The organism is Neoroseomonas rubea (genome assembly GCF_016106015.1).
GTDB lineage: Bacteria > Pseudomonadota > Alphaproteobacteria > Acetobacterales > Acetobacteraceae > Neoroseomonas > Neoroseomonas rubea.
Genome location: NZ_JACADQ010000600.1, coordinates 1 through 1,262 on the forward strand (window position 1 = coordinate 1; position 1,262 = coordinate 1,262).

3 protein-coding genes are annotated in these 1,262 nt (G+C 75.8%); 1 reads left to right on the forward strand and 2 read right to left on the reverse strand.

Annotated features, from left to right (window positions below):
- Window positions 1-346 (reverse strand): hypothetical protein (locus HW577_RS25200; protein ID WP_198378824.1); only part of this gene is annotated, 346 nt, incomplete at its 3' end.
- A gap of 72 nt (window positions 347-418) precedes the next feature.
- On the opposite strand from HW577_RS25200, the gene HW577_RS25205 reads away from it, so the two are divergent.
- Complete coding sequence (locus HW577_RS25205; protein ID WP_198378825.1) at window positions 419-862, forward strand: MaoC/PaaZ C-terminal domain-containing protein; 444 nt, start codon at window positions 419-421, stop codon at window positions 860-862.
- Here HW577_RS25205 and HW577_RS25210 read toward each other — a convergent pair.
- Window positions 852-1,262: hypothetical protein (locus HW577_RS25210; RefSeq protein WP_198378826.1), on the reverse strand; the 411-nt coding region annotated here is incomplete at its 5' end. The genes HW577_RS25205 and HW577_RS25210 overlap by 11 nt on opposite strands.

A 1,262-nucleotide genomic window follows, 5' to 3' on the forward strand; every position in this document is an offset into this window, starting at 1 on the left:
CCGCCTCCGCATCGCCCGCCGCCGCGCCCCCCAGCGAGAGCGCCGAAAGCCGCTGCGCCTGGATCAGCAGCAGGTCCATCGCCGGGTCCATGACGGCACCCGCCGCCGGCACCGCGGGCGGTGGCGGCGCCGGCGGCATGCCGCCGGCGCCGAAGCGCAGCGTCGCGGCCTCCTCCACCTCCCGCCGCTCCCGGAAGGCGAGGTGATCCACGACACGCCCGGCCGAGGTGTCGGCCAGCGCGACCAGCCCGGCATGGCGCACGGCCGGCGTCGGCGGCACGGCCGGCAAGGTCGCGGCGCAGCCCGCGGCCAACAGCGCGAGGGCGATGATCAGCGGACGGCGCATGGGTGGTCTCCTTCGCGGGGCGCGATGCCGCCGGCAGGACAGGACGCGAAGGTGGCGGTAGCGTGGCACCCCATGGATCCGATCCGTTCTCTCGACGACCTCGCCCCCGGCATGGCCTGGGATCTCGGCACGCTGACCCTCCCGCTCGAGGAGGTGGTCGCCTTCGCCGCGAAATACGACCCGCAATACTTCCACCTCGATGCCGAGGCGGCGCGGGAGAGCATCTTCGGGGAACTCGTGGTCAGCGGGCTGCACACCCTCTCGGCCGTCTTCGGCCGGGTGATGGGCAGCGGGCTGCTCGCGGGCATCTCGCTCGGCGGCAACCAGATCGACACGAAATGGCCCGCCCCGCTCCGGCCCGGGGAGGAGATCGCGGTGCGGACCGAGGTGCTGGAGGTCCGCCCCTCCCGCTCCGGCCGCCCGCTCGGCATCGCGAAGCTACGGCATACCGGCCGGCGCGTCGCGGATGGCGTCGTGGTGATCGAGGCGACGGGCACGCATTTCCTCAGGCGCTGAGCGCGAGCTCGGCGACCGCGCCATCGGCCAGCGCCACCGAGACGATCCGCGCCCCCGCCGTCGCGACCGTGCCGCGCCAGTCGGCCAACACCAGGTGGGTCGCGCCCGGCAGCACGCTGCGGACCGCCTCGATCGGCAGCGCGGCATGCCAGGCCGCGCGGCCATCGGCGGCAATCCGCATCAGGCCCAGCCGCTGGCCCGCCGCGCCGTGCAGCAGCAGCAGCGCGTCCGGGGCCGGTCGCAGCGGGTCCGGCGTGCCGGCGGTCAGGAAGCCGGCCAGGTGCAGCCCCGCCGCCTCCGGCACCGCGGCCAGGTCGAACAGCCGCTCGGCCTCACCGAAGCGGTTGGGCATGTTGGCGGGCCAGCCGGGCGGCGCGGCGGAGCCCATGCGCACCGCGCC

What these genes read in the sequence shown, in the direction of transcription:
- HW577_RS25205 (WP_198378825.1), top strand. Translation starts at nt 419, where the DNA reads ATGGATCCGATCCGTTCTCTCGACGACCTCGCCCCCGGCATGGCCTGG.